The sequence below is a fragment of the Tranquillimonas alkanivorans genome, assembly GCF_900115595.1.
Taxonomy (GTDB): domain Bacteria; phylum Pseudomonadota; class Alphaproteobacteria; order Rhodobacterales; family Rhodobacteraceae; genus Tranquillimonas; species Tranquillimonas alkanivorans.
Genome location: NZ_FOXA01000056.1, coordinates 1 through 7,472 on the forward strand (window position 1 = coordinate 1; position 7,472 = coordinate 7,472).

At 56.1% G+C, this 7,472-nt stretch carries 4 protein-coding genes; 3 read left to right on the forward strand and 1 reads right to left on the reverse strand.

The features are described 5' to 3' along the window. Nucleotides 1-612: 612 nt before the first annotated feature. Nucleotides 613-3,807: a hypothetical protein gene (locus BM162_RS21785; RefSeq protein ID WP_143096294.1), complete on the reverse strand. Its 3,195-nt coding sequence runs from the start codon at nt 3,805-3,807 to the stop codon at nt 613-615. A gap of 383 nt (nt 3,808-4,190) precedes the next feature. Here BM162_RS21785 and BM162_RS21790 point away from each other — a divergent pair, with 383 nt between their 5' ends. The 3 genes from BM162_RS21790 (at nt 4,191) to BM162_RS22645 (ending at nt 6,778) form a co-directional block, all read left to right on the forward strand. After that, complete coding sequence (locus BM162_RS21790) at nt 4,191-4,802, forward strand: type I restriction enzyme HsdR N-terminal domain-containing protein (protein ID WP_143096295.1); 612 nt, start codon at nt 4,191-4,193, stop codon at nt 4,800-4,802. A gap of 177 nt (nt 4,803-4,979) precedes the next feature. Further along, entirely contained in the window at nt 4,980-6,014 is a 1,035-nt protein-coding gene (locus BM162_RS21795; protein ID WP_093425925.1) for an HsdM family class I SAM-dependent methyltransferase, read from the forward strand. Next, complete coding sequence (locus BM162_RS22645; protein WP_143096296.1) at nt 6,014-6,778, forward strand: restriction endonuclease subunit S domain-containing protein; 765 nt, start codon at nt 6,014-6,016, stop codon at nt 6,776-6,778. Before BM162_RS21795 ends, BM162_RS22645 begins: the two co-directional genes overlap by 1 nt. Nucleotides 6,779-7,472 lie beyond the last annotated feature (694 nt).

Consider the following 7,472-nt stretch of genomic DNA (forward strand, 5'->3'; position numbering starts at 1 on the left):
GAAATGGTGCCCAGGAGAAGGGTTGTGTTCCGTCTCGGGGCGTCATCACGGCTAACCCTTCGGGTCGTGCCCTGCAAAACCAATGATTTAGCAAGTTTGCCCGTGGTGCAACCCAGTCGTGAACTACTACGGTTTCTACTACGGCGCTTATTCCCGTCGCGAAACACGACCTTCCGACGGAGCGCGTTCACTGCGGGACTGCTCCGACATCGGGTTGTCTAGGTGGGTCAGCCCCTCAGGGAGGCGCTGAGGTGACCGTGGAGCCGCCATAAAAGGCGGAAGCGCCCTCCCTACACAGTCAGTTTCAACGACCTCTGCGGGCGGCTCTGAAGCCGTGGATGCGCTTTGGTAAGGAGGGGGCGGGGCGAGTGCCACCCCCGGTGGGTACGTTACCGTATATGGCCGTTCCCCGAGATTTGGGGAAATCCTTCGTCAACCAGTTCAGGGATACCGTGACAGAACTGCAGTACGGGGTGGGGAGCGGCCACAAGTACGGGAGAAGCCGACAGGGTGAGCCGGGGGCTTAAGACCCATTAGGGGGACAGACTGCTATAAGTATCTAATAGCATCTCGTCCCCTCAACGTGGGCTATAGGCCCCCGCCTCAGCCTGTTCACGACATCATGGGCAACCACTCCATGCTCGGATCGAGTACTTCGCCCCACCCTGTGTCCGGTAGCGCAGGATCCCCGCGCCGGAGGAACTCGACCCACTCGGAGAACGGCACCCGACCCACTCGCTCGGACAGACCGGGGATTTCCTGCTTTGCCTCGCCGCCGTGAAGCAGGAATAGGTGCTTGTGCTCCTTCAGGCGGTTGTTGTTCCTTGCTTTGAAGCGCACCACCACGCACCCGGACCTCATCAAGCTTGGCAACATACGAAGCTGATCCTCGCGGCCAAGAACACTCCTCTGCAACGCCTTCTTGGCAGCCTCAGAGGACGGGTGAAGGTCCGGCCTCATCTTCCTCAACCCGAGCGGGGTCAGCGGCACGTTTCCCTTCTTCAAGAGCGCGAGTTCCAACGGGTCGGGCATCAACTCGTCAAACTTGCACAAGCGATGGACGGGAATTTCCACCGGAAGGTTGCTCAGAAGGAAAACTCGCTTCATCGCCTCAGCGTGCACGAGGCGGAGGCGTGCGACAGCCTGCACGGTTTCAGCTTCTCGCATCTGAGCGTGAATGGCCTCAATACGGGCGTCAGAGAAGGCGTGAACCATCACCCCGTGTTGTTCCCGAGGACCATTCTCGGCGTTTAGAAACCCCCGCAACTGGACCGGCAGGAATCCGCCCTTTTTGGCTCTTCTGTCCGTCTGAACGCGCTGCGTTGCTTCGTCGTGGAATAGCGGCTCGTCGTCTGCCCAGAACAGCGCCCGTGCCATCTCGTCCACCGTAGCCGATGGGGGCTGGTTGCGCCCTGCAATGAATGCGACCGTACACTCTTTGGCGGCATTGCTGCCGCGAAGGCTCATAAAGTGGGCGACAATTACCTCTGCGTGAAGCCCGTCGTGCTCCCGAAGGTAATCGCACAGAGCCTTGTGCCCCACAACTAGCGGCTTCTCACCGATCTCGGCCCAAGCATTGACGACCCGAATGAGGTTGCCAACCTCATCAAGATTGTTGTTCCAAAAGGTATTGCTACCGGTGCGGTCATAGACCTGTGTGACCCACGCTCTTTGCCGGATATCGATGCGATGAAACTCTACGGGGCCAACTGCTTTTTCCAAAAGCTGTTCATCCGCCGTCGCATCCAATACGAGCAGATTAGCGTCATCAGGAACTTCTACCTCTGATCCAACACAAAGAACGACGTCGTCTTTCACAGGGTCATACGTCACACGCTCCGCACGCTTGCGGTCCGACAGTCCCAACTCTTCCCGCAGCAGACGCAGGGCCGTGACAGCGCGCCGGCGTGGGATTTCATCATTGCTAATGGACACGGCGTTCGCTCCAAACGGAACGTGCGTCAGCGTCTCCCTGATATCCTTCTCGACGGCCCGAAGGTCAACTTCGGCAACGCCCTCGTCGCGCAGGACATCAAGTACGGGGCGCCCTTCTTCTAGGGCTTCACCGATGAGTTTACCAAGCCGAGGGAATGACACGGTCCTGATCAGTTGCGAAAGATGCGCGCGGCGAACCCGTACCGCCTTTGCGAGACCCGTAACGAACGCTTCATCAATAATTACAGTATCAGGATCGCGTTGGATCGGGTTCCTTGGAAGAGACAAGTAGTTGTGTGCAAAGATACGCACCACATTCCCATTCAATTCGTCGATTGGCGGGTCGGCGAACTGCTGTATGTAGCCACAGTGGTCGTACAGCGGGCATCGCTGAACGCACGACTCGCCGTCCGTGTCCGAGCGACATGCGTGCTTAAAAACCGGAAGCTCGGCTTCTTCGAGAGCGCGAACATGGTCGGCGCGCCCGCACATAACAGGAAGGTCTCCACGACTTCCGCCGGTCCGAGGAAAGACGTGAACAACGCGTGCGTTTACGCGGCTGCCTTCCGCCAACAATTTTTGCTCATACTCCGCAGCTAACGAGTGATACGGAACGTAGATTTCGACACGCCTGTTGAAAGAAGAGGTGAGCGACTGCTTGAGGTGCTCAATCGTCCGATGGGTCTTCCCTGCTCCCATCGTAATTCGCAAAGCCAATCGCTTCGGTCCTTCGCCGTCAGAAAAGAACGCAGAAAGGTGGTGCTCAAGTTGCTTAAGGCCAACCTCGCGCTCAACCACGAGCGGTTTATGGTACGGCTCGTCGACGGGGTAAAGGATGTCTTCTTTGTTGCTGCCTGAGAAAGTCCAAGTTCCGGATTTGAATTCCTCAAGGCGGCGGCGTGCCTCACGCGCCGCATCGTCGGCAGACCACTTACCATCGGTGTTGTCGACCGACCGCTCAAATAGCTCCCACGTCAGGCTCGCGACCTTGTCCAAGGAAGCTTGCTTCCCGCTCTTCCGCAGGCTAACTGTCATCGCTTCATTGCTGCACTGCAACAGGTAGCGTTCGCGGCCGTCGACCACGAGACCCGTCTCCGGGTCGCGAGTGACATACTGAGCGCGTCCGGTGCCCGTGCGCTCCGCATTGCTGCCCTTGCTACTACGCTCGCTCAATGCCGCAGTTGCATCTTCGGGCACTTTGACGACATCGCAGTTACATTCCGCACGATAAACGCCCGATCGATTGGTGAAGGGATCGGTTGCTCCATTGATAAACTCGGGTCGCGCCGTGAAGTGGGGTTGAACTGCTTGGAATAGGGCTAGGTCCGCCGGTGACCCGGACAGCCAACGCTTCATTCCGAGATCATCTACCTGCCGGTCGAGCCAAAACCAAAGATGCACTCGTATGCCCGGCTTAACAGCCATCGACGCAGAGAATTGATACCAGCAATCAACACCCTGAAATTCTTTAGGTAGTAGCCGGATGGTATGACTCAAGATTGCGTGCGCGTTTTCTGGTATAAGCTCAAGGTCGCGGGGCGCTTCAATCCCGTCAATGTCTAGCATACACCAACGCCGAGCCTTGTGCTTGAATGTAGCAGGCGACGTGGACGAGCTTTTTGAAAGCCGCCGTATCGGGCTGCCAAAGATGTTCGAGGCCGGTTCGCCCCGGATGATGAACTTGCTCCCGTCGTTTTCAATTTCACTCAAAGCAACTGAGAGGTCGGCGAACCCATTAACAGACCGATTCACGCAGAGAAAGAACTTCCCGAGGCGCACTTCGTGTGGAAACACCTCGCCGTCGGCGCCCTGCTCAAAACGCTTCGCAGCATAGCCAGTCTCTGCGCATTGTAGAATGGTAATCTGTTCCATCGGCTCCGCAGCCAGTTCCTTGTGTAAAGCCGAAATCCGCGATTCGCGGTCCGCTGTAAACGGATGACGCAGCGGCAACGGAATTCAAAGGTTGGCGGGAGGAAGAAAGAGGGAAAGAGGAAAAGAGGGAAAGAGGGAAAGAGGGAAAGAGGGGAATAGGGGAATAGGGGAAGAGGGGAAGCTGCTAAGGCCATCGAAGGGGCGGCGAGCGCTGGCGGCTTCTATCGCTCAGGGCGGTCACATGAGCGCATGGCGACTCCCGCGAGGAGAACTGCCTCAGCTGATGCCGCAGGGCGGATCATCATGGACAGCACAACCTCTAGCGGCTAAACGATCATGACAGACAAGCTGAGGGCAGAGAAGACGTGCACCTAGAAAAAGCGGTGGCAGCAGACAAGCCACAGGCAGCACCCGAACGGGTAACACTATACGAGGTCAAAGGCGAAGAATACATGTACTGTCCGATACGAAAGCGGACATACAAGGTCACAAACAAGCCTGAGGAAAAGGTCCGCCAATGGTGGCTTTATCAGCTGCGAGATCATTACGGGTACAGCTTCGATAGGATCGGCGTAGAAGTTCCTGTAAAGGTCGGCTCTAGCGAAGCCAAGAAGAAGGCGGATATCGTCGTCTACACCGACAAGACCAAAAGATTTCCGCGTATCTTCGTTGAGGTTAAAAAGCAAAATCGGACGGATGGCCTTGACCAGCTTGAAGTCTACATGAACGCGACCGGCTGCCGGCTGGGCCTGTGGAGCAACGGCGGCCCTTCGAACGTTTATCTTCTCCGCATTGAGCCCGCAGAAGGGCAAGAGGAAGCAAGCTGGCGGGAGCTTCGAAACATTCCGTCCGCCAATGAGAAGCTTGAAGACGTCGACTCGCCGATAACTCGTGCGCACCTTGCTCCCGTGGAGGATTTCCTTTCTATACTGCGCGAGTGCGAGGACCACATTAAAGCGCATGAGGGCGTAAACGTATTTGACGAAATCTTGTAACTGATATTCGCGAAGCTCTACGACGAAAGGCGGAACCTGAAAAACGACTCTTCTCCCGCGCAGTTCCGAGTTGGGGCATTAGAGGCGGCAGACGCGGCACGTCAGCGGATTGACGACCTTTTCAAAGATGCAAAGTCCCAATGGCAAGGCGTATTTTCGCCCGGCGATGTCATTGAAATGAGCGATGACACTGTCGCATTTTGTGTGTCGGCCCTTCAAAAAGGCTACCTTCTCAAGTCCGATGCCGACGTGTTGGGGTCTGCCTTCGAGGTGATGATCAACCCTACAATGAAGGGCGATAAAGGGCAGTACTTCACTCCAAGACACGTCATCGATCTGTGCATATCTGTTCTTCGGCCGCGAGATACCGAGACCATCTTCGACCCGTCGTGCGGCAGTGGTGGCTTCCTAGTTTCGGCGATGGAGCATGTTTTCTCCGAAATCCGTCGTGAAAGGGACGACGAGAGCGAGATTCTGGAGAACCAGAAAGATTATGCGTCGCACAACGTCTTCGGAATAGACTACGATCCCATTATTGCGAAGGTTGCCAAGGCCTACATGCTAATTTGGGGTGACGGCAGGTCCAATATCTGCGTCGGTGACGGCCTGAATGAGGTCAACTGGAACGACGAGATGAAGTCAAAGTTTCTCGTCAAGGAAGGCGCAAGGTACTCTCCTAGGAAGTTTGACATCATAGCAACCAATCCGCCTTTCGCCGGTGACATATCCGCAGAATCGACGTTGAAGAAGTACGAGCTAGCCTACAAGCTCGACTCAGCGGGTAGATCAAAGCGGAAGGCGAAAGTGTCGCGTGATATCCTTTTTCTAGAGCGATGCTTGGATTTTCTTGAGCCGGGCGGCCGGATGGCGATTGTTCTGCCGCGTGGAACTTTGAAAAACTATAATGACGAGGAGATACGACTCCACGTTCTTCGCCGCGCGCGCATCCGCGCGGCAGTAAGCCTTACCGGAAATATGTTCAAGCCGTTCACCAATACTAAGACCTGCATCCTCTTCCTTGAAAAGCGTGATCATCCGGTTGGGGCCGACGCTGAAATGGCGGAAGATCCAGATGTTTCCTTCGCTGTTTCATTAAAGCCCGGCAAAGATAGAAGTGGAAAGCTCATTCGTGATGCTGACGGGAAAATCCTGTCTGATCTAGAAGAAATTCGCGACTATCTTGTCAAGAGAATCGAATGGGGGGCGATATAATGCCACTTCTGGCCACACGTCCATTTTCCGAGGTTTTCCTAGAGCTTCAAGGGGAAGGGGGAAGAAAGCATATACTTGAGCCGGAGTATCATCAGGACATCTATCGCGAAGCCTCTGTTCGCGCTTCGGAGACAGAGGGCGCATTTCAATTGGCTGACCTCAATGTTGTGGAAAGGCCTATCTCGCGGGGTGTTCAGCCGGTTTACGTTGATGATGAAAGCGACCCAAGCTCTTTGTCATACGTAGGCATGATTAGAGAAGACGGGTCGACGGTTCAGGACGGTGAGACAGACGGCATATGCGCTCTGAAGTCAGTGGCAATCCGTCGTGGCTTTATTGACTTTGGGGTTGCCCGCTCAGTTTCGCGAGATTTCTTCGAAAAGAAGGAAAAGGCGGGTGTCTGCCGTGGAGACGTCCTGATCAACTCTACCGGCGACGGAACGATAGGTCGGGTAGCCGTGTACAATCGTGATCACCCCGCTGTGGTCGACGGCCATGTCACTATCGTTCGCCTCAAGGACCGCCGTATGTCGTGGTATGTCGCCGCTTATCTATTGAGCGATGAGGGGCAGCATCAAATCTACCGGTACATTAACGGGTCGAGCGGGCAAGTAGAGATTTACCCTCAGGATATTGGTAGGCTTTGGATTCCCGGGTGTGACGACGGGGCGATCGAGAGAATTGCGAGGCAGTTTGAGGCAGCCGTTGAAAAGTTCGACGAGTTTCAGCAGGAGCTACGGGCTACGCTGTCTCTGTGCGGATAGGCGCGGGGATCCTGCGCTACCGGACACAGGGTGGGGCGAAGTACTCGATCCGAGCATGGAGTGGTTGCCCATGATGTCGTGAACAGGCTGAGGCGGGGGCCTATAGCCCACGTTGAGGGGACGAGATGCTATTAGATACTTATAGCAGTCTGTCCCCCTAATGGGTCTTAAGCCCCCGGCTCACCCTGTCGGCTTCTCCCGTACTTGTGGCCGCTCCCCACCCCGTACTGCAGTTCTGTCACGGTATCCCTGAACTGGTTGACGAAGGATTTCCCCAAATCTCGGGGAACGGCCATATACGGTAACGTACCCACCGGGGGTGGCACTCGCCCCGCCCCCTCCTTACCAAAGCGCATCCACGGCTTCAGAGCCGCCCGCAGAGGTCGTTGAAACTGACTGTGTAGGGAGGGCGCTTCCGCCTTTTATGGCGGCTCCACGGTCACCTCAGCGCCTCCCTGAGGGGCTGACCCACCTAGACAACCCGATGTCGGAGCAGTCCCGCAGTGAACGCGCTCCGTCGGAAGGTCGTGTTTCGCGACGGGAATAAGCGCCGTAGTAGAAACCGTAGTAGTTCACGACTGGGTTGCACCACGGGCAAACTTGCTAAATCATTGGTTTTGCAGGGCACGACCCGAAGGGTTAGCCGTGATGACGCCCCGAGACGGAACACAACCCTTCTCCTGGGCACCATTTC